General features: G+C 41.4%; 17 protein-coding genes and 1 pseudogene. 9 read left to right on the forward strand and 9 right to left on the reverse strand.

The genetic code is table 11. The features are described from left to right. Window positions 1-11 precede the first annotated feature (11 nt). Genes FGK96_RS00725 through FGK96_RS00735 form a run of 3 tightly spaced genes read left to right on the forward strand, consistent with a single transcriptional unit; the run spans window position 12 to window position 2,690 of the window. Window positions 12-974 carry an ABC transporter substrate-binding protein gene (locus tag FGK96_RS00725; RefSeq protein WP_138083470.1) on the forward strand — a complete coding sequence of 321 codons (963 nt, stop codon included), beginning with the start codon at window positions 12-14 and terminating at the stop codon, window positions 972-974. Window positions 975-993: 19 nt separating this feature from the next. Beyond that, entirely contained in the window at window positions 994-1,878 is an 885-nt protein-coding gene (locus FGK96_RS00730; protein ID WP_138080466.1) for an ABC transporter permease, read from the forward strand. 8 nt (window positions 1,879-1,886) lie between these two features. Further along, window positions 1,887-2,690, forward strand: coding sequence for an ABC transporter ATP-binding protein (locus tag FGK96_RS00735; RefSeq protein WP_138080468.1), 804 nt, complete (start codon window positions 1,887-1,889; stop codon window positions 2,688-2,690). A gap of 50 nt (window positions 2,691-2,740) precedes the next feature. On the opposite strand, the pseudogene FGK96_RS00740 reads toward FGK96_RS00735, so the two are convergent. From FGK96_RS00740 to FGK96_RS00760, 5 genes and pseudogenes are all read right to left on the reverse strand, one after another. Then, a pseudogene (locus FGK96_RS00740) lies at window positions 2,741-4,213 on the reverse strand (IS1182 family transposase); the annotation flags it as partial. Between the two features lie 127 nt (window positions 4,214-4,340). Further along, a complete protein-coding gene (locus tag FGK96_RS00745) occupies window positions 4,341-4,982 on the reverse strand; it encodes a deoxynucleoside kinase (RefSeq protein ID WP_138080470.1) in 642 nt (213 codons plus the stop codon). An 18-nt stretch (window positions 4,983-5,000) separates the two neighbouring features. Beyond that, entirely contained in the window at window positions 5,001-5,978 is a 978-nt protein-coding gene (gene dusB / locus FGK96_RS00750; RefSeq protein WP_138080472.1) for a tRNA dihydrouridine synthase DusB, read from the reverse strand. After that, on the reverse strand, window positions 5,965-6,837 hold the full coding sequence (gene hslO, locus FGK96_RS00755; RefSeq protein ID WP_138080474.1) for an Hsp33 family molecular chaperone HslO: 873 nt from the start codon (window positions 6,835-6,837) through the stop codon (window positions 5,965-5,967). The genes dusB and hslO overlap by 14 nt, the downstream gene beginning before the upstream one ends. A gap of 126 nt (window positions 6,838-6,963) precedes the next feature. Next, window positions 6,964-8,484, reverse strand: a complete 1,521-nt coding sequence (locus FGK96_RS00760; protein WP_138080476.1) for a M protein trans-acting positive regulator PRD domain-containing protein — start codon at window positions 8,482-8,484, stop codon at window positions 6,964-6,966. Window positions 8,485-8,806: 322 nt separating this feature from the next. Between FGK96_RS00760 and FGK96_RS00765 the strand changes: the two genes are divergently transcribed. Continuing rightward, window positions 8,807-10,444 (forward strand): LPXTG cell wall anchor domain-containing protein, encoded by a 1,638-nt coding sequence (locus FGK96_RS00765; RefSeq protein WP_138080478.1) that lies wholly within the window; start codon window positions 8,807-8,809, stop codon window positions 10,442-10,444. A gap of 135 nt (window positions 10,445-10,579) precedes the next feature. On the opposite strand, the gene gshAB is transcribed toward FGK96_RS00765, so the two are convergent. From gshAB to FGK96_RS00780, 3 genes are all read right to left on the reverse strand, one after another. Next, complete coding sequence (gene gshAB / locus FGK96_RS00770) at window positions 10,580-12,841, reverse strand: bifunctional glutamate--cysteine ligase GshA/glutathione synthetase GshB (RefSeq protein ID WP_138083471.1); 2,262 nt, start codon at window positions 12,839-12,841, stop codon at window positions 10,580-10,582. 144 nt (window positions 12,842-12,985) lie between these two features. Beyond that, window positions 12,986-14,236 (reverse strand): toxic anion resistance protein, encoded by a 1,251-nt coding sequence (locus tag FGK96_RS00775; RefSeq protein ID WP_138080480.1) that lies wholly within the window; start codon window positions 14,234-14,236, stop codon window positions 12,986-12,988. 10 nt (window positions 14,237-14,246) lie between these two features. After that, on the reverse strand, window positions 14,247-15,092 hold the full coding sequence (locus FGK96_RS00780) for a hypothetical protein (RefSeq protein WP_138083472.1): 846 nt from the start codon (window positions 15,090-15,092) through the stop codon (window positions 14,247-14,249). A gap of 353 nt (window positions 15,093-15,445) precedes the next feature. Here FGK96_RS00780 and FGK96_RS00785 point away from each other — a divergent pair, with 353 nt between their 5' ends. Next, complete coding sequence (locus FGK96_RS00785; protein WP_093959155.1) at window positions 15,446-16,738, forward strand: adenylosuccinate synthase; 1,293 nt, start codon at window positions 15,446-15,448, stop codon at window positions 16,736-16,738. Between the two features lie 106 nt (window positions 16,739-16,844). After that, complete coding sequence (locus tag FGK96_RS00790) at window positions 16,845-17,201, forward strand: DUF2200 family protein (protein ID WP_138080482.1); 357 nt, start codon at window positions 16,845-16,847, stop codon at window positions 17,199-17,201. Between the two features lie 231 nt (window positions 17,202-17,432). Here the strand turns inward: FGK96_RS00790 and FGK96_RS00795 are convergent, their stop codons facing one another. After that, complete coding sequence (locus tag FGK96_RS00795; protein ID WP_138080484.1) at window positions 17,433-18,104, reverse strand: helix-turn-helix transcriptional regulator; 672 nt, start codon at window positions 18,102-18,104, stop codon at window positions 17,433-17,435. Window positions 18,105-18,309: 205 nt separating this feature from the next. On the opposite strand from FGK96_RS00795, the gene FGK96_RS00800 reads away from it, so the two are divergent. Genes FGK96_RS00800 through FGK96_RS00810 form a run of 3 tightly spaced genes read left to right on the forward strand, consistent with a single transcriptional unit; the run spans window position 18,310 to window position 21,118 of the window. Then, the gene (locus tag FGK96_RS00800) at window positions 18,310-18,675 is read left to right on the forward strand and encodes a RidA family protein (protein WP_138069206.1); all 366 of its coding nucleotides are present in this window, start codon (window positions 18,310-18,312) and stop codon (window positions 18,673-18,675) included. Window positions 18,676-18,708: 33 nt separating this feature from the next. Further along, window positions 18,709-19,731: a PTS fructose transporter subunit IIC gene (locus FGK96_RS00805; RefSeq protein ID WP_138080486.1), complete on the forward strand. Its 1,023-nt coding sequence runs from the start codon at window positions 18,709-18,711 to the stop codon at window positions 19,729-19,731. A 58-nt stretch (window positions 19,732-19,789) separates the two neighbouring features. Next, the gene (locus FGK96_RS00810) at window positions 19,790-21,118 is read left to right on the forward strand and encodes a D-serine ammonia-lyase (RefSeq protein ID WP_138080488.1); all 1,329 of its coding nucleotides are present in this window, start codon (window positions 19,790-19,792) and stop codon (window positions 21,116-21,118) included. Window positions 21,119-21,257: the final 139 nt, after the last annotated feature.

Below are 21,257 nucleotides of genomic sequence, written 5' to 3' on the forward strand. Positions count from 1 at the left end.
ACGGTGTGATGATGAACAGATTAAGCAAATTAATAGTACTAACCTTAGCCAGTCTCCTTTTGGTTGCTTGTCGATCGACCGGGGGAAATCGCCACACCTCAAAGCAGACTGTAACAGTTGGAATCTTACAATATATGGAACATGACTCTCTTACTGCAGCTCGGAAAGGCTTTGAAGCAGAGCTTAAAAAAGAAGGCTATACCCAAGGTAAAAACTTAAAAATAGTCTATCAAAATGCCCAGGGAGATCAGGCTAATTTACAAACTATTTCAGAACAACTGCTTAAAAAAAGTGATTTGGTGTTAGCTATTGCGACACCAGCAGCTCAGGCTTTAGCCACAGCTTCAACGGATACACCAATTGTCTTTACAGCAGTGACGGATCCCTTGTCGGCAGATTTGGTTAAGAGTCTAAAAAAACCTGGTGGCTTGATAACAGGAACAAGCGACCAGGCCCCTATTGCCAAACAAGTGGCGCTTTTAAAAGAAGCCCTACCAAAAGCCAGAGAAGTAGGAATCCTCTATACTAGCAGTGAGAGAAATTCAGAAGTACAGGTTAAGGAAGCAGAAAAGGAACTGAAAAAAGCAGGTTACAGAGTCAGTAAAAAAGGCATCTCATCAAGCAATGAGGTGCAAGATGCAACTAACAGTTTGATGCGGACGGCTGATGCTCTCTTTGTTCCGACAGATAATACTGTTGCATCAACGATGTCGATGATTGGTCAGTTGTCTGTTGAGCATCAGGTACCAGTCATTGGTGGCTCGACAGATATGGTTGATGCTGGCGGGCTCTTAACCTATGGTACCAATTATAGTCAGTTAGGCAGACAAGTTGGAAGGCAGGCAGTGACTATTTTAAAAGGGCAGAATCCGGCGACGACACCAGTTGAACTGCCAAAAAGGCTAGATTTGCATGTTAATAGACAGCAGGCTCAAAAACTAGGGATTGATCTTTCCCGTCTATCACTGAAGTAACAAAGAAAAAGGAGAAAAAATGGCACTCATTCTATCAAGTTTATCACAGGGGCTCTTATGGTCGGTGCTGGCTATTGGCGTCTACATTACTTTTCGCATTTTAGACAGTGCTGATTTAACTACTGAGGGCTCATATCCACTGGGAGCGGCTATCTGTGCGACAGGTATCGTTTCAGGTTTAGACCCACTTCTAGCAACACTTCTAGCTTTTACAGGAGGATTGTTAGCGGGTTTAGTTTCAGGCCTTATCCATACCAAATTGAAAATACCAGCCCTTTTGACAGGGATTATTACCTTAACAGCCTTGTATTCTATCAACTTAAAAATCCTTGGTAAGGCAAATGTAGCTCTCTTGGGGCAAAAGACTTTGGTTTCAGAGCTTTATGATCTGGGCTTTACGAAGATAGCTTCGGTCATGATTATAGGAGTCATCTCTGTCCTTATTCTTATCCTGCTCTTGACCCTACTCCTGAAGACTCAGGTCGGTCTAGCGCTGCGATCAACGGGGGATAATATCCCTATGAGTGAAGCCAATGGGATAAATACCGACAAGATGAAGATTCTGGGCTATATGATTTCTAATGGTTTGATAGCTCTTTGTGGGGCGCTCCTGTGCCAAAATAATGGCTATGCTGATTTGAATTCTGGGGTTGGGACCATTGTGATTGGTTTAGCTTCCATTATCATAGCTGAGGTGGTCATTAGGCATCTGACTATCGGCTGGCGTTTGACCTCTCTTGTCTTAGGAGCTATTGTATACCGTCTGATTATTCTTGCCATTTTGTCTATTCCGGGTATGGATGCTGATTTGGTTAAACTCTTTTCGGCGATACTGTTAGCGACTGTCCTTTTTATCCCAGAATTGCAACAGAAATGGAAGATTCGCCAACCAAAACTAAATTAGGAGTTATTATGTCAACATTATTATCATTACAAAGGATTCATAAGATTTTTGAAGCTGGTACGGTCAATGAAAACCATGTCTTGCGCGGGCTCAGCCTTGACGTGCAAGAAGGAGACTTCATCTCAATCATCGGAGGCAATGGAGCCGGTAAATCGACTCTAATGAACAGCTTAGCAGGAACTCTGAAACTAGACCATGGGGATATCTTACTTGAAGGCAAGTCCATCAGACACTTATCGACCGCCAAACGGGCACAGTTCATCAGCCGTGTTTTCCAAGACCCTAAGATGGGCACAGCTTCACGCTTAACTATTGAAGAAAACATGGCCATCGCCCATCGTCGTGGTAAAAAACGTGGTCTTAGCTGGGGCGTCAAAGAAAGTGACCGCCAAGATTACCAACAAGCCCTGCAAGAATTAGGACTACATTTAGAAAAGCGTCTCAAAGTAGATACCCAGTTCTTATCAGGTGGACAAAGACAAGCTTTAACGCTTCTAATGGCTTCGCTTGAAAAACCAAAGGTCTTGTTGCTAGATGAACACACTGCCGCTCTAGACCCTAAAACCAGTGATATGGTGATGACCTTAACCGACAAAATTGTCAAAAACCATGGGCTGACTACCCTCATGATTACCCACAATATGGAACATGCTATCCAATATGGTAACCGTTTAGTCATGCTTCATCAAGGCCAAATCATCGTTGATCTTAAGGGCAATGACAAAAGAAAGCTGACTGTTGAAGAGCTGATGACTCTCTTTCAACAAAATGTGGGACAAGGTCTTAAAGATGATGGATTGGTTTTGGGGTAGCATTTATTTGGAGCAGAACAAGAGCAGTTTAAAGTGATTGCTTTATACCTCAGAAAAAACGGCTCACTTTTGTGAGTCGTTTCAGATTGAAGACAAACTGGCCTAAATCTCCAGTTTGTCTTTTCTTTTACTTTCATTATGATTATTGGGCTAACTTTGGCAATTTTCAAGCCAATTAAAAAGGATATTCTCGCCATTATCTTACTATATTTTTTCATATTCAAGCACGCTAAAGTCAGTCCAACGGTTGCCTCCATTTTGGACTTTCCTTTTAATCTCGTGTAGCGCAAATTGTGATATTCTTTAGCTGTTCCAAATAAGCGTTCTATCGTTTCTTTGCGCTGTTGATAACATTCTTTCATCCCTTTTTGGTGTCGGATGTCTTCACAGACTTCTAAATCTTCTTTCCATAGATGACGAGTGATAACTTTTTGATGGGTTTTCGATTGGGTACAGACTGATAATAGCGGACAGGTCTGACAGATAGCTGGATCACTTTTGTACTCACTATAGCCATCTCGAGTAGTGGTTGAATAACATAAGGGGTGGTTCTCTGGACAGAGGTAGACATCATAATACTCATCATAGACAAACTCTTTAGGACTAAGCATTCCTTTTTTGCCACGTGGTCTAGTATATGGAAAAACGGGTGTGATACCTAGAGATAATAAATAGTGGGCAATGCTGGGTGTTTTATAACCAGAGTCTGCGATAAGATAGCTTGGTTGTAATGCTTTAATTTGGTCAAACAGTTCTGGGAAAGCCTGACTATCATGAACATTCCCAGCGTGAATACTATATCCTAGTGCCCAACCATATTTATCACAAGCGACTTGAGCATTATAAGCAAAAACTTGTTTGTGTTCTCCCTTATGAAACCAACCGCTATCAGAGTCGGTTGTAGAAATTTTCTTACTTGTGGGCTCTTTTTCTCTGGCGAGCCCTAACAACTTTTTTCCGTGTTTTTCCCTATCTTTGGCAATTTCTCGCTCTAATTGGGCACTCATGAATTTAGCTTGCGCCTCTACTTCCTGATTGATATATTTGTGATTGTTAGCAACTGCTTTAATATGGGTACCGTCCACAAAGATTTCAGTAGGGTCAATTAACCCGGCATTCAGGCAGAGCCCTAAGATATGAGAAAAGATAGCTTCAATGACTTGTTTATCTTGGAAACGACGACTGTAGTTCTTTCCGTATGTTGTGAAATGAGGCACCTTATCTTCTAAAGTCAACCCAAGAAACCAGCGGTAAGCCACATTAACCTCAATTTCCTTGATGGTTTGACGCATGGAACGAATGCCAAAGAGACATTGAATCATGGGAATTTTCACTAACATGACAGGGTCCAAACTAGGACGACCGTTATCCGCACAATAACTGTCCTTCACTAAGTCATAAATAAATGAAAAATCTATCGCTTCATCAATTTGACGCAAGAGATGGTCTTTAGGAACCAAGTCATCTAAACTATAGAAACCAACTTGATTGCGATTGTAGTTAGGATTTTCTTTGTGGAACATACTGAGACCTCCTAGAACTTCTTATCTTTATTATAACTCTTAGCAAAAAGAAAAGCCCTAGAAAAATCAATTTCTAAGGACTTTGTCTTCAATCTGAAACGGCTCACTTTTGTGAGTCGTTTTTCTTCTATAATAAATCTAATGTTTTAAGTTTTTTATCAATCATTTGGAGGACTGTGGTTAAGTCTTCTGGGTTCTGGACGAAGTCTAGAGCATCTCCGTCAATTCTCATTTTCGGTGAGACGTCGTATTCTTCATACCAGGTCGGGTATTCTTCGTGGACTTGGTAGTAGTATTCTTCTAGTCCAGGGTTGTCATCAACTTGCTCAAAAGAGCGTCCCCGTTTAGCAATGCGTTCTAACATTTTCTCAAAGGAAACGTCAATATAAATCAATAAATCAGGCCGTTTTTTAGGCATGCCTTCTAATTCTTCTAGCATGTTAGCCAGCAGTTCTTGGTAGATGTCAAGTTCTGCTTTGGTGACGTTACCATTTTTATAATTGAGTTTGAGAAAGAGCTCGTCTTCAAAAATGGAACGGTCTAGAACATTATTATCAGCTTTATAGGCTTCTTTAATGGATTTGAAACGTTTGTTTAAAAAGAAAATTTGGAGTAAAAAGGCATATTTTTGAGGGTCTTGATAGTAGAGATCAAGAACGGGGTTGTTGTCAACAGCTTCATAAAAAACATCAGTCCCCAAATAGTCTCCAAGAGCAGCAGCAAGAGAGCTCTTCCCTGCTCCAATAGTTCCAGCTAGTACAATCAACATGATTCTCCTTCAATGGTCTTAGCGAACTTGGGCAAAAATCTCTTGGACTTGAGCCAAAGTATCGGCGCGTGATACAGCTCCACGGACTTTAGCAGCCCCAGCAGTCCCACGTAAATAATGGGGAGCTAAACCGCGAAATTCCCGGACAGCAATGGTTTCCCCCTTGAGATTAATCAAACGGGTCAAGTGGTCCTCAGCAATGTCCAGTTTTTTGGCAAATGGAAGATCAGGTAACTCTTCACCCGTCTCAAAAAAGTGGTTGATTTGAGTAAACAAGTAAGGGTTGTTCATGGCTGCGCGTCCAATCATCACAGCATCGACGCCGATTTCCTCAATCATAAACTTAGCATCTTGGACACTACGCACATCGCCATTGCCGATAAAAGGAATTTTGGTCAGTGCTTTAGAGACACGTGCGAGGGTCTCGTGGTCACAGCTTCCAGTGTACATCTGCTCACGCGTCCGACCGTGCATAGCAAGCGCAGCGACGCCTGCTGACTCGGCAGCTAGAGCATTCTCAACAGCTAATGAGCTGTCTGCCCAGCCGGTGCGCATCTTAACAGTCAGTGGAATATCGAGAACTGAGGTAACTTCGGAGACGATATGATAGATCTTATCAGGGTCACGCAACCATTTGGCACCGGCTTCGTTTTTGACAACCTTATTGACCGGGCAACCCATGTTGATGTCTACAATATCAGCCTTAGTGTTGGTTTGGATGAAATCGGCAGCCCGTTTTAAACCTTCAGCATCGCCCCCAAAGAGTTGGATAGACATAGGGTGCTCTGTCTCATCAATGTGGAGCATGTGCAAGGTTTTTTCGTTGTTGTAAAGGAGCCCTTTTTCCGAAATCATCTCCATAACCACTAGACCAGCACCAAATTCTTTGGCGATAGTCCTAAAGGCAGAGTTTGTGACGCCAGCCATAGGGGCTAAAACAGTACGGTGTGGGATTTCAACAGTCCCAATCATAAAAGATGAATTAAGCTTTGTCATTGATAATCCCTTTCAAATCTTGCTCGTTAAACTGGTAGATTGTTTGACAGAACTGGCAGACGATTTCGGCACCATGATCCTGATCAATCATATCTTGTAGATCACTATCAGGTAAAGTTCTGAGGGCCGACTCAAAACGTTGTCTCGAGCAATCACACTGGAAGCTTAAAGGTTCTTCAGAGAGTCGCTTATAAGGCTCATCGCCATAGAGAGCATCTAAGAGGGCTTGGATATGGTCTTCTGAGGTCAGAAGACTTGAGATGGCAGGCATTTCTTGGAGCCTCTTTTCGTAACGTGTGATTTCCTCTTGGCTAGCCCCAGGTAAAACCTGTAGCATGAAGCCGCCAGCAACTTTAACCTTATCTTCCTCATCAAGGAGAACGTTCAAACCAACAGCAGAAGGTGTTTGCTCCGACTCGGTTAAGAAATAGGCGAAATCTTCACCGATTTCGCCAGAAATCAAGGGTGTAGTTGAGGTGTAGGGATTACCTGTTCCATAATCGACAATCGAGACAAAGTGGCCATTGCCCATAAAAGGGCCAACTAGAACTTCACCAGTGGCTGTTTTTTTAATGTCAACGCCAGTGTTTTGAATGTATCCCTTGACATGACCTTTAGTGTCAGCAACGGAAATGATATGACCAAAAGAAGAGTCACCAATCACTTTGACGGTAACTTTACTGTCTCCTTTTTGGTTAGCAGCTAAGATTTGGTTGGCAATCAAGGTGCGACCAAGCGCCACTGTCGATGATGATAGGGTGCCGTGTTTTTCTTGTGCACTTTTAACGGTTTCTGTACTATCAAGCACAAAGGCTCTAAAAGAGCCAGATTGTGAGAGTGATTTAATCAATTTATCCATGACTACTATTATAGCATAAAGACCTTTTTTTCTAACCCTTGAAGGCATCTTAATTTTTAAGAAAGGATTAACCTTGATACCAATGAAGATGAGATAGGCTCATGATAATATGGAAAATCTAAGCTATTAAAGCTCTTCTGTTTCTGCTAAGCAGGTCATGAAATGTTTTTCGACTTTTTCTTTGAGGTAGTGGTTAAGCTCTTCGAGGGCGATACTGGGTACCAGTTGGCTGAAAAAGTAGATGTCAATGCCTTCACTTTTTTCTAAGCTAATATCAGTTAGGACGAGGTCGTACTTTTTGCGGATAGCTCGCATGTCAATCTCGTAATGGTCGTGAATCGTGATGTCGAAATATTGACCGGTGAAGGCTTTTAAGAACTGACCAGTGTTTCGGGTTCCCTTTTCAATGACAAGGACTTTTTGTTGGCTAATGGCCTGACTGAGGTGTAAAAAGAGGTTATCCCAGTTGACCAGTAAAGAATACAAGAGCTGTTGTTGCTGTTTCTCTGAGCAGGCAATGTCTCGCTTAGTGAAAGGGGCTAGCAGCGCTTTTTTCAAGACTTCTAATAGCAGAGGGTAGGATTTTTGGAAATAGTCAATGTAAGGTTCTTTATAGTCGTAGACGAGATAGTTTTGGTAAGCGTCATGTTCTTTTAAGATGGTTGCATTATGCAAAATCTTGGCTATCTCTTTGGTGTTGGAAATTGGCAATGAGAGGCGTTTTTGGATGCTTTCTAGGGTCTCTAGCCATTCCTTATAAGAGATGATATTTATCTCTTCTGGCACTAGAGCAGGCGTCTGAGGGACATCGTCCTGAGTATTGACGATGATTTCCTGATGGAAATAGATCGAGAAGATTTCTGACAGGGCTAAAGCATCTAGTGGTTGGGCAAAATCTTGCCAAAAGAGCTGGGCCAGCTCCTGCAAGTTGGGATCTTCTTTGAGTTTTTGAAAGAGGCGCGTGCTTCTAGTGTAAGTGTGGTTGATGCGGTAGCCTTTAGCAAAACGGATAATATTAACCCCAGCGACGACTTTCAGGTGATGAAAGAAAAAATGGCTAACAGGGGCATCAAGCTGTTGAGCGATCAAATCAATCAGGCGCATGACGGCTCTTTCATTAACCCGGTTCACAAATGGCCACTGACCACAATCATAGGCTTCAGAAAAATATTTCAGGTAAAGAAGTCTAATGTCCTCTTCTTTTCCTATCATGGTAATGCTTTTAAAGTCAATGTGGCAACCATACACCAGTTGCAGGAAATGGTTGGTCCGCTTAATTAAGCGTTTGAGGGTAGAGAGGCTAATAAAGAGACTTTCAGCCAGTTCGTCGAGCGAGTCGAACTCTTCAAAAAAGATGGCCTCAATCAGACGCAAAGAGGGTGTCTCTAATAAGATCGACTGGTAGAGTTTTTGCGGTCCCGACTCTTTTTGATAATCAAGTGTTAAATAGGGTCCTTTATAAGGAAGAGATTTGATTTCAGAAAAAGTCGACAGATGAGCAATCTCTGTTTGCAGAGTTAGAAAAGAACAGTCTAGATGATGACAGATGTCCTTATAGTCGTAACGGTGTTCCTCTTGGTTGAGCAGTTTGAGTAGATTAAAACTACGTAGTTGTTGATTAGAAAATAATTCTTTAGTGGTTATCATCGTTTCTCCTTGACGTTATGGTTCTAGCTTATCTTCTCTAAAAGCAGGTGATACGGGAATTAAAGCCATTTTTTTGATATCGTTTCTAATTAAAAATGGCCGGAAGATAAACCAGCCTACAATACTATTATAAACCAAGTTACTTAATTTATCATTCATAAATTTAAATTTTCATTAAAAACATGGACTTTAATATTAATCTGACGTGATATATACTAAGAACGTAGTTGACCAAGTGTGCCCAAAAAACTGTTATGACAGCCTTGACAGACTTGTCAAACTAACAAAAAAATGAGAATTTTCATATATAAGGAGAAAGAAAATGAAAAACAATATGAAACGCCGCAAACATGCTTTACGCAAAGCCGTAACAGCAGCGGTATTAGCGGGAACAGCCTTTTCCAGCTTTGGAGGTGCGCTAGGAACCGTAACAAGCTATGCAAAGGAAAAAGAACTTGAACTTAATGATTTGAAGGAATTTATCGTAAAAAAAGTAGTTGAAAAACAAGCAGCTCATTATAATGATCAAGAAGAACAAATAGGTGAAAAAATTTTAGCAGAAACAAAAGAACTATTAGAGAATTTGTCGGCTGAGAGTTTAGGGGAATTATTATCACATATGGATAAAGAAAAAGTTGGTTACCCACATGGAGAACTCCATGCTTATTCAGACATCCTCGGAACCTATAGAAACAATGATAGTGGGGATTGGAGACAACAGTCCTTAAGTTTAATTTCGTTAGTCATAAAAGAAATTGAAAAACGCATTGAGCAAAATCAAAAACGAGGGCAAGATTTAGTTAAAAAAAATGCGGAACTTGAACAGCTAAAGGACCAGGAAAAAGAACTTTCTAAAAAGAATCAAAAGATTGAGGAGCAATTAAGGGATAAATCTCAAGAATTAGAGATAAAAGAACAAGAACTTAAGAAGGTTGCTGACGACCTTGATGCAACAAAAAAAGAACTCGAAGCTCAAGAAGAATCAAATGCAAATTTGAATAACCAAATTTTGGATCAAGATAAAGAAAATACGGCATTAAAAGAAGAGAAAGAGCAGTTAGAAAAAATAAAAGCTGATTCTGAAGCTAAGCTTAAAGAGCTTGAAAAACAATTGGAAGAAGCAACTCAAGAATTTAACAATGCTCGAGAAGAGTATGACAAACTCTTAGAAGAAACAGATGGTAAGTTGTTTGAAGAGGAAAGTCGTAATAAAGAACTTAGCGAGAAGTTAAAAATGGCTGAAGAAATGTTTGACCAAGCTCAATTGAAACTCGCAGAAGAACGTAAAGCACTTAAAGAAACTGAAGCTAAGTTAGCGGAAGCTGAGAAAGCTAATAAAGACCTTACTGACAAAGTAGGTACATTAACTGAAGAACGCGATGCTGCTAAAGCGGAGGCTGAAAAAGTTCCTGAATTTGAGGAAAAAGTAGCTAAGTTAACTAAAGAACTTGAGGAAGCTAAAGCAGAAGCAGAAGAGCTTAAAGCTAAGTCAGAAGAACTTGCTAAAGAGCTTGACAAAGTTAAAGCTGAAAAAGAAGCCCTTCAAGCTGAAATCGACAAGCTTAAAGAAGAGCATCAGAAAGAAGTTGATGCCCTTAATGCCCTTCTTGCTGAAAAAGATGACATTATCAAGCGCTTAGAAGAGCAAGTGGCAAAAGCTAAGGAAGAAGCTGAGAAGAACGCACAATTAAGCGATGAAGAAAAAGCGAAACTTCAAAAAGAATTAGACCAAGCTAAGAAAGAATTGGCAGAAAAACTTAAAGACATGCCAAATAAAGTTGAACCACACACAGGTGGTGGAGCTCAAGCTGGTCAAGCTAACTCATCAGCAAACCACAATGCTGAGCACTTACCATCAACAGGTGAAAAAGCTGTGAACCCACTTCTTGTAGCAACTGGCTTATCCCTTATCATTGGTGCAGGTGCCTACACTTACGCTTCCAAACGCAAAAAAAACTAACCCCTACTCGATAAAAAGACATAAGACAAAAAACTTATTTTCGATTCATTAAGACACCAACTCCCTTATCACTGATAAGGGGGTTTTTAAGTAGTAAAAATCCCTCACCCATTTAATGGGTAAGGGAAAGGGGGTCTAAGTTAAGATTGCTACTTCTGGAAAGAGCTCTTGTAGGATTTTAGGTGTCAAGGCTTGGCCTGGCCCTTGGTAAGGGTAGGTGTGCATATACATGGAAGGGTTGAAGTTGAGTTCGATGCAGTGGACATTGGGCTGGCTGATATCTGCTTTTTCCTTAATATCTGGGATAATCAGGTCTACACCGCAGACCCAGGCGCCTATGGCGTCTGCCATTTGGGCGGCTAAGTCCTTGTAGGATTGGTCCATTTCTTCTGTCAGGTCAACTGAGTCGCCACCGGTTGAGATATTAGAGTTACGGCGCAGCTCGACTCTGATACCTTTTGCTAAAATAGAGTCTTCTTGATAGCCTTGTTGGGCCAGCATCAGTTTTTCAATGGGGCCTAGTTGGATTTTCTCCAAAGGTGAGCGGTGCTCACTACCCCGTAATGGGTCTTGGTTTTTAATGGCTACCAGTTCTTTGATGGTGTGTTGACCGTCTCCCACGACATTAGCTGGAAGGCGTAAAAGCACCGCCTGACACGTGCCATTTAGAGTGAAGAAGCGGTATTCTGTGCCTGTGATGAAGGCCTCAACCAAAACGTCGCTATCTTCTGCGAAGGCAATGTCAAGGGCTTTCGCATAGTCAGTCTGACTAGCTGGTTTTTGAAAGATGGAGATGCCAAGACCAAAATTGGTCGACTTGGGTTTGACCACGATGGCTTGGTCCGCAATCACTGGGTAATAGCGCAAGGCCTGCTCTTTAGTCGCAAATTCTTGCCCTTGTGGGGTAGGAAAGCCCGCTTGGTCTAAGATTTTCTTAGTCATGGTTTTATTAGCCATAGCCAGTGGCACCACATAGTTATCCTTAGAAGTCATATTGCCATTTTTGACCAGTTCGATGTGGTCCCGATGCCAGAGCTTTAAGAACTGGTCAGATTCGTCCAAGATTTCAAGATGGATCCCCTTTTGGATAGCATCAAACATGAGCATTTGCGTCGATAGCTCCATGCTTTCATAGCCCTTAAGTGCGTAGGGCGCCAGTCTTGCTTTGTGATGATAGGTGGTAGCTTGTGTTAAGCCAAAGGCTGCCAGAGAAGCGTCAGCGATGTGACTAGAAAGACGACCGCAGATGGTTTGTCTAGGTTCCTTTAGAGCTAGTGTCATCTGATCAATCAGTCCTTGGTAGTAAGCATCTAAGTTGAAGTGCTGGACCAGTTTTTGCATAGCTTCTAGGAGTGGTTGTGGATTTGCCTGAGGTGGCAGCGGAGCGAGAGGACCAGTTAGAGCAACGGCTTCATTGAGCTCTTTGGCTGTTTGTAGGTCTTTGTCGCAGTCCTCTAGGTCATCAAGCCAAAGGAGACTGAGGATAAAGAGGTGGAAGCTGTCTAGAGTTTCCTGGCTAATACCTAGTGGGTCAAAGGGGTCAATGTCAAAACTACGGAATTCCAGATAGCTGATTCCCTTTTTCAGGTAGTCCTGACTATGGCTGCTGCCCCGTAGGCGGACAGCCGAATAGAACTCTTTTTCCAAGGATAAGTCCCCTCGGGCAATGCTAGCTTGGATATCCTTAATGTAGGATTCAAGAGAGGAGAAGGAGATTTGCAACGAGTCAGCATTGCTGTAGCCATAGGCCTTACTGGCTCTGAGAGCACGGGCTAAACCTTGTGGCATCGTCGCGTAGAAGTCTTTTTCGGCAAGTGGTGACGCACCAAACAAGTAGGTCACAAACCACTGGTAGTTGAGAAATTGACGGGCCAATTTCATGTAGACTTGATTTTTAAAGGCGACCAGATTGTCACTGCCACTATGCTGAAAGAGGCTTTCGAGTAAGTTTTGCCCTAGGCCAAAATTGTAATGGAGGCCTGAGATGGACTGCAGTTTTTTGCCATAGGTCTCTACTAGGTGATTGCGGTAGGCAACTTCTTCTTGGTTTTCTAGCTTGGCGACTTGGATATCCTTATCTTGCAGGTAAGGTGGCATGGATAGGGGCCAAATCAGTTCTTTTGGGGCTAGTGAAGCATGGGTCACGTCCCAGATAGCCCCTAGTCGCCGTCTGGCTTGGCTAGTAGAGTGGGAGATGGGTGTGATTAGTTCTAGTTGTTCTTCACTAAAGTCAGTTTGAATGTAAGGGTGAAAGCTGCGTGACCCTAAACAAGCTGGGTGGTCAGTTGGGGCAATCTGGCCCGACTCAGTGATGCGCAAGCCCTCTCTTTCTAGGCCAAAAGTTGCTTCTAAAATATTAGTATTATGGGGTAATTGTTGTAACAGCTGATTGAGCATCCTATCTCTACTTTCTCTTGGTTTCTTCTTGTTCCAGTTTACAATTTTAGGGCCTGAAATACAATTTTTTGACACCTAAATAGCAAAAAACCAAAGCTTGGTAAAGACTTTGGTTTTGGCTGATATGACGAGGGCTTAGTGGGCTTATTTTTCCACTTGCTCCTGACTGGCACGACCTTGGTTGAGAAGGGCATTAATGATGCCTTCATCTCTTAGTTTAGCAGAGTCATTGATGGTTTCAGCAGACGTGATGATTGTTGCTTCTAGTTGGGCCCGTTTTTGGCGACCTGCATCAATGGCTTCAATGATGCCCTTGTTTTGTTGGACTAAACTTTCGGCTAAGGCTGTCACTGACTGGATAGAGAGTGTAGGGTCCTGAGCAGACCTTTCTAGGGCCGGAATGGCTTCTTTACTGGTTTCGGCCAGCATCTGAAGGGCAGCGTTGTTAGCATTAACGATGGCGTCAGCGGTAATCCCTGACTTGACAGACTGTTGGAGAATCCCTAGCTGGGCTATGGATAGCTTCATGGTTGGAATGGTGTTTCGGCGGAGCATGCCCAATTTTTGGCGCATGTCAGAGGAGACCTTTACAAGGTTTCGCATCTGCGGTGTTGTGGCCCAGGCCACATAGAGACGGCTGACATACTCGGTATGTTGTTGTTCTAGGGTGTTGATGACTTCGGTTGTTCTGGCTAGGAGGTCGCTTGTGTGTTGATAGTCAGGCGTTGCTGCGTCGAGGTTTGCTAATTCTGCCTGCAGAGCCTGAGCGCGCTTTGTGGCTTCTTTTTGGCTAGCTTCGACAAAGGAGATGACTCCGACCAGATTTTCGATGGACTTGGTATTATCCTCGATCAACAACTCGGCTGAGACGATATTGCGAGCTAGGGTGTCTTCTTGTTTGACGACGGCGGCAGCCATGCCATCCATTTTTTGTTCGATATTTTGGGCGTCAAAGTAGAAATCTTGTAGGGTGTTTTTGCTTTGTCTAAAGAGTTTTTGCAGCATGTTTGGTTTCTTTTCCAGATCTGCTGGACCGACTTCTTTATATTTTTTGACAAAGCCGTTGAGTTCTTGGTTGGTGTTTTTGAGTAGGTCATCAACTTGTGGGATTTGTAATTTTTTTTGTTCCCGCAAGATGTGATTGACGGTAGTGTTGACTTCTTCGACGGCCGTTTGGCCAAAGTCAAGTAGGGTATTTTGGTTGTCCATAAAAGAATCCACCAAGGCTGGGGTTTTGGCCAGTATGGCAGTTTGTTGCTCAGGGCTTAGCTTTTCAAAGAAGGAAATAGTTTTGCCGGCTTGGGTAGAGTTGTCGCTTAATATTTCAGTGGTTTTATCATTTTTAGTCATAGCCTTGTCGGCAATGGCATCAATGTCAAAGTTAAATTCAGACATCAGGAGCTCCTTATTCTTTTGTTCTCAATTCGTTTTGTTTTTGCATCATGCGCAAGCTGATATCAAAATCTTTTAGCTCACTTTCGTTCAATTTTCGTAAGGTTTCATCTAGGTCGAGGTCAAACTGGTTTAGGGCTTGGTGGGCTGAGGCTAGTCGTTCTTCGGCTTTAAAATAATCCTTGGGTGAGGCTTTGATTTTCAGGTAGCCATTTAAAATGTCATAAAAATGTTGCATGCTGCTTTCTTGTAGTGCTTCTAATTCAGCTTTGTTATCAGCTTTGGCAATTTTTTCTAAGATGCTTTGGTTATCTTTTTGGACATTTTGATAAATGTCTTTGAGTTCTGGTGCTTTTTCTGAGATGACCTTTTCTGTTAGGATGCTAGAGCTAAGTTTCTGATCAATTTGTACTTGTTCGAGTTGGAGAAGGGTATCTACTTTAACCTCATCGGCTTTTTGGTTAATCCGTTGATAAACTGATTTTGGGATATTATCTTTTAAGTGGTAAGATTCATCTTTGATAAATTGAATCTTGGGTAATAGTTGTTGGGCGACTTGTTGAAAGTTTTGAATATCATTTTCAAGCAAGTAGCGGTTGAGCAATTGGTTTTGTTTGTCGGCTAAGTGAACGGTATCCTTGAGGTTTTGGATTCTTTTGGCTAAGGCTTGGCCGGCCAGCCGTTTTTGTGTTTTGCGGACATAGCGAAAGCCAAGTCCGACTACGAGGGCACTGGGGAGGAGAAAGGCTTCTGGTAGTGTTTCTGCGATGGTAGCAAGAATAATACCGAAGGTGAGAAGCCAGAGCCAGCCTGGCATGCGAGGTATGAGGGCGACTAATCTTTCAAAGAGGGTTTTCATCTTATATCTGTTCCATTTCATATCCTATTAGTAGGGGAGATCTTATGTCTATTCTACCCTAAAAGCTGTCTTTCTTAAAGTTTTTAACGAGTTTTGCGGCGCTAGCCATGGTTAACTTACTTAAAGGCACTAACTGTTGCTAAAAACAATCTATATCGTTCGGTTTTTACCTATTTATTAAAGTTTAAAAAGGGAGGGAGGTGTAATTTTCTTAATTATTTTATCAGAGTTAGCACTTTTTTTCATTTTTTGCTATAATAGGGTGTAAGACAAACTTGCAGGTGAGATTCCTGCCATATTGCTCAAGAAAGGTGAAGGCCTCTGCGTGTTTGGCATGCCGATATCGAAAACATATGACATCAGTAGTAGTTGTTGGTACCCAGTGGGGTGATGAAGGTAAGGGAAAGATTACAGATTTTTTATCTTCTGATGCAGAAGTGATTGCGCGTTATCAAGGTGGAGATAATGCGGGTCATACTATTGTAATTGATGGTAAGAAATTCAAGTTGCATTTGATTCCTTCAGGGATTTTCTTCCCAGAAAAGATTTCTGTTATTGGTAATGGTGTTGTGGTCAATCCAAAATCATTGGTTAAAGAGTTAGCTTACTTGCATGAAGAAGGTGTAACCACTGAGAATCTCCGGATTTCAGATCGTGCGCACGTGATTCTGCCATACCATATCAAGTTGGATCAGTTGCAAGAAGATGCCAAAGGTGATAACAAAATCGGCACTACCATCAAGGGTATTGGTCCAGCATATATGGACAAGGCTGCGCGTGTTGGGATTCGAATTGCGGATCTTTTGGACAAAGATATCTTTGCTGAACGCCTTAGAATTAACTTAGCTGAGAAAAACCGTCTCTTTGAAAAAATGTATGACAGCACGCCACTTGACTTTGATGCTATTTTTGAAGAGTATTATGCTTATGGTCAAGAGATTAAAAAATATGTGACAGACACTTCTGTTATCTTAAATGATGCTCTTGACGCTGGCAAACGTGTTCTTTTTGAAGGTGCTCAAGGGGTTATGCTTGATATTGATCAGGGAACTTACCCATTTGTGACTTCATCTAACCCAGTTGCTGGGGGTGTGACTATTGGTTCTGGTGTTGGACCAAGTAAGATTAACAAGGTTGTTGGTGTATGTAAAGCTTACACGAGTCGTGTTGGTGATGGTCCTTTCCCAACTGAGCTCTTTGATGAAGTTGGGGACCGGATTCGTGAAGTTGGTCATGAATATGGGACAACTACAGGGCGTCCACGTCGTGTTGGTTGGTTTGACTCAGTTGTGATGCGTCATAGCCGTCGCGTGTCAGGAATCACTAATCTATCTTTGAACTCTATTGATGTTCTTTCAGGCCTTGAGACTGTTAAAATCTGTGTGGCCTATGATCTTGATGGTCAGCGGATTGATTATTACCCTGCAAGTTTGGAGCAATTAAAACGTTGCAAACCTATCTATGAAGAACTTCCGGGCTGGGAAGAGGATATCACGGGCGTTCGTAGTCTGGAAGAACTTCCAGAAAATGCCCGTAACTATGTGCGTCGTGTGGGCGAATTAGTTGGTGTCCGTATTTCAACCTTCTCAGTTGGACCGGGCCGTGAACAAACTAATATTTTAGAGAGTGTTTGGGCAACTATTTAATGATAAAAGGATGACACTAAAAAGAATCTTCTGTACTGTAAGAAGATTCTTTTTGTTATGAAAACAGCATATGTTAGAATAAGAAAAAAGAGAGAAGGTGGCAAAGATGTCCCATAGTATTTTTCAGATGTCCTTTCAGTCTGTTTATCAGGCTTTAGTGGCTAAGGTCGAGCGCAAGGGCGGGCATGGTCAAGATGTTGATAGGCTGATTGCTTGGTTGATGGGCTATTCTAATGAAGAAATAGCTGAGCTTAAAAAATCAGATGTGAGTTATGGTGATTTTTTAGATCAAGCACCTTCATATAACCCTCATCGCCAAAATATTACTGGTAAGATCTGTGGTATCCAAATCGAAACTATTGCGGATGATCAGATGCAAAAGCTTCGCCAACTGGACAAGCTTGTTGACTGGTTAGCAAAGGGAAAAACGAGTGAGCAGGTAATAGCTAAGTACGAAGAATAACTTCTTTCTATAACGAGGCATTCAAAGACAAAAAGATGACTCCTATTTGAGATTCTGAGAAACAGAAAAAAACATCAAATAGGGGCCATTTTTTTGCGTTAAGGGGGAGGATTCTGTCAAAAGGATTTTATCTGATTATTCTTTCTCTGGTGGTTACGACTTTAAAAAAGCCCCAAGAGATTGGGACATCTATCTAGTGAGAGGTAGTTTAGAGTGTAAAGCAGAGTACTTTTAATCGGCATCAATCTTTTTAAGGTAGCGGTAGACGCTTGGTTCTGAGATATTTAAGACCTCAGCAACCTTTGAAACAGCACCTTTGAGCTGAAAGACTCCTTTTTCATGGAGCTTGTAGACGATGTCTATCTTAACTTCTTGGCTGAGATTAATCCCTTGTTTTAATAAAGAAGGGTCAATGATTTCACTTATGATATCTTGAATGTTATTTGATAAGACTTCTACCGCTTCATCTGGCTGGTAATTAATTGAGCTTAGTGTTGGTGACTGACACTGGTGTGGAAGCAGGTTGGCCAAGCTTAGGACATTGTCGGCTAAATTTTTGTAGACGGATATATCCATATTGATACAGAGCATGCCTTCTAGTTGACCACTGGCGTTTTTGATAAACAGAGTTGACCCTCGGACTTCTTTGTTTTGGGGGCTCACGATAGCTTTGTAATTGGTGACAAAATCTTGTTTTTGATAGACCTTATTATTAATCAGGACCAGTGCAAATGCTGTTAGGGGTGAATTGGTTGTCCGTCCGCTAATGTGACTGTTTACAATTTCGCCAATGTAGATATCATTTTCATCAATCACATGAAGAACGATTTCATAATTTTCCCCAAGAACTCCATGTAAAAACTTGATGACCGTTTTCCAATAGTCCAGTCTCTCCTTGTCCATATAAGGTACCCTTTTCCTGATTTTTATTATTATAGTAATACATTTTAAAGTAAAAAACAATTTAAAAAACTGTACATTCTGCAAAAAACGACCTATGGAGGCAAAAGTAACGGATAACAAATTATTATTAAAATAATAATTTGTTATTGACAATGAATGCGATTTCATTTACAGTTAAATTACTGAAACAAAAGGAGGATTATCGATGAAAAACTATCCCGATTCTATTGGGCCTTACTCTATTTACACGGTAGAAGGCAATACGCTCTACACTTCAGGTCAATTACCAGTGGTTCCTGAGACTGGCGACTTAGCTACTGGTTTTGAAGCACAGTGCCGACAAGCTTTTGCCAATATTAAGGGTATTTTAGAGGAACAAGGCTTGGATCTGAGTCATGTTTTCAAACTCACTATCTATTTGTCAGATTTGAAATATTTTAATACTTTAAATGAGGTTATGGAAGAGTTATTTGAGGAACCTTATCCTATCAGAACTGCTTATCAAGTTGTTGCTTTACCTAAGGGAGCTTTAATAGAGGTCGAAGCGCTGGCTAGACTGACGAAATCGTAAGCTATTTAATGTATAGATTGGTGGATTAATGAGATGGATATAATTATTGGGATTGGTTTACTTATTCTGGTATTAGCAATTTTTACCTTGTTTAATTATAAGGCTCCGTATGGGGCAAAGGCGATGGGGGCATTGGCTTCGGCTGCATGTGCATCATTTTTGGTTGAAGCTTTTCAAGATTCTTTTTTTGGAAAAGTTTTAGGCCTTAAGTTTTTGAGTGAAGTTGGCGGTGCCAATGGTTCCTTATCAGGTGTAGCGGCAGCAATTCTTGTTGCGATAGCTATTGGTGTTTCTCCCGGCTATGCTGTCTTAATTGGCTTGGCAGTTTCTGGTACGGGTATTATTCCTGGCTTTATTGCTGGGTATTTGGTTTCCTTCTTGATTAAATGGATGGAAAAAAATATTCCTGGTGGATTGGATCTTATCTCGATTATTATTATTGGAGCCCCATTAACTCGCATCATTGCTAAGCTCATTACCCCGGTAATTAATGATACGCTTTTATCAATAGGTGATATTTTAACTTCGAGTGCCAATAGTAATCCAATCATTATGGGAATTATCCTTGGAGGTACAATTGTGGTTGTGGCAACGGCTCCGCTATCCTCGATGGCCTTGACAGCTATGCTTGGTTTGACTGGTATCCCGATGGCTATTGGAGCCTTGTCCGTTTTTGGTTCTTCTTTTATGAATGCTGTGCTTTTTTATCGTCTAAAATTGGGTGAAAGAAAAGATAATATTGCCTTTGCCATTGAACCTTTGACACAGGCCGATGTGACCTCAGCAAATCCTATTCCGATTTATGTGACTAATTTTTGTGGTGGTGCTGCTTGTGGTATTTTAATTGCCTTGATGAAACTGGTCAATGATACCCCGGGAACGGCAACGCCGATTGCTGGTTTTGCTGTCATGTTCGCCTATAACCCAATGGTAAAAGTATTAATTACCGCCTTAGGCTGTATTGCTTTAAGTATGCTTGCTGGATATGTTGGTGGAAGCGTATTCAAAAATTATAAATTGATTACTAAACAAGAGCTACAAGCAAGGGATAACTAGAAGACTTCTTGGAAGAAATGACTGATGGCTTGAAAAATAAAGATGAAGGAGGCTTGTGATGAGTCTAGAAACTTGGAAAAAAGAAATACCTGAACTTGAAAAAGTGATGAACTATGAAGAACTTTTTTGGATGAATGATTCTTATCAAGGTGTTGATGCAGCTAATAAAGTGTCACAATTTGGAAAAGCTGATATCAAAGATGCTGAAGACCGTTTGAAACGCTTTGCTCCGTACTTTGCCGATAATTTTGAGTGCATCCGTGCTAATGATGGCATTATTGAATCTGCCATCTCAAAAATCCCAGAATTTCAACACTTTTTAGAAGCTCAATACCAAATCAAAATTCCTGGGCAGATGTATTTAAAACGTGATGACACTTTGCCAATCGCTGGAACTATTAAGGCTCGGGGAGCTATTTACGAAGTGCTAAAACATGCTGAAATGTTAGCATTGGAAGCAGGTATTTTAAGTGGCTATGATGATGACTATCGGAAATTTGCCAGCTCTGAATTTAAAGAGTTCTTTAGTCAGTACAAGATTATGGTTGGCACTACTGGAAATTTAGGAATTAGTGTCGGTATCATGGGTGTTTCGCTTGGTTTTGAAGTGGTTATTCACATGTCCTACGATGCTAAAGAGTGGAAAAAACAATATTTGCGTGATCACGGCGTTGTGGTTATTGAACATAAGACAAATTTCACTGAGGCAGTTAATCAAGGTCGTGCCGAATCCGATGCCGATCCTAAATCTTACTTTGTAGACGATGAACATTCAGTGGATCTCTTCTTAGGCTACACTGTTGGACCTTGCCGATTGAAGAAACAGTTAGAAGAGAAAAATATCCTCGTTGACGAAGACCATCCCCTCTTTGTCTTCTCGCCATGTGGTATTGGTGGTAGTCCAGGCGGTACAGCTTTTGGCTTGAAACAGATATATGGTGATCACGTTCACTGTTTCTTTGCTCAGCCAACACATATGCCGTCCATGTTGGTTGGCCTATTAACAAAAGAATATTCTAAGGTTTCTGTAGCCGATTTTGCTATTGATGCGAAAACAAATATGGATGGTTTAGCTGTTCCTAGAACGTCTGGTTTTGTTGCTGAGTTGATGCATCATTACTTTAATGGGGGAATTACCATTTCTGAAGAGCATCAAAAACTCTTCTTGACAAAAATGATTGATTTAGAAGACATTCACTTAGAACCAGCAGCCCTAGCGGGTACTATTGGACCAGCAATGCTCTTTGGAACGCAAGAAGGTCGTGCTTATCTGAAAGCTTATGACTTGGAAGATAAGATGCAAAATGCAACTTATATTGCATGGGCGACTGGTGGTAGTATGGTGCCAAAAGCAGATATGGAAGAGTTCTACCAAGAAGGTAAATAAAGCCATTCTGATGATGTCTCTAGCAGAATTAGCTTTGAAATAGTTTAGTAATCTAGGGGCAAGTAAAATAGTATGAGGGGGAGGCCTATTTCTGGGTGGTAGATGGTTAGTGACTTTTTGCTTCGCTACTAAACTAGCC

It is taken from the genome of Streptococcus porcinus (assembly GCF_901542335.1).
GTDB classification, from domain to species: Bacteria; Bacillota; Bacilli; order Lactobacillales; family Streptococcaceae; genus Streptococcus; species Streptococcus porcinus_A.